Origin of the sequence: Haloferax sp. KTX1, assembly GCF_902410085.1 — an archaeon.
Taxonomy (GTDB): Archaea; Halobacteriota; Halobacteria; order Halobacteriales; family Haloferacaceae; genus Haloferax; species Haloferax massiliensis.
In genome coordinates this window covers 1-412 of the sequence record NZ_CABPRH010000281.1, presented here as the reverse complement: position 1 = coordinate 412, position 412 = coordinate 1, and the positions used below count along the sequence as shown (strand labels likewise).

The following is a 412-nucleotide window of genomic DNA, read 5'->3' as shown; positions in this document are numbered from 1 at the left end:
CTAAGATGGTTCAGCCCAACCATCCGATATGGACTACTGTTACACGGGCGACACACACGAGAAACTCTTCGCGGCGTACCGGGCCGATGAAGAGCCGTTCCCGACCCAGACGCAGATGGAGTTCCCGCGGCGGGAACACCGACGGCCGGAAGTCGACATCCTCAAGCGACTGTTCTTCCCGACCTGCTGGAACGCCGCTGAACTGGTCCGGGACGAACTCGCCGTGCTGGACCGTCTCGACACCCTTTGTGGCCTCTTCTTTGCCGGTATCAGACCGTACGCCGGATCTGACCCCGCCGAGACAGTCGACGCCGTCATCGATCAGCTCCCAGCGGTTCGCGCGCGACTCAAAAAAGACGTCGAGGCCGCGTTCAAAGGCGATCCGGCGGCGAAGACGTACATGGAGATAATC

The 412-nt window shown here is 61.2% G+C and carries 1 pseudogene; it reads left to right on the top strand.

Features of this window, described 5'->3' with window-relative positions:
- Positions 1 to 28: 28 nt before the first annotated feature.
- Positions 29 to 412: pseudogene (locus FY251_RS21845) on the top strand (serine acetyltransferase); the annotation flags it as partial.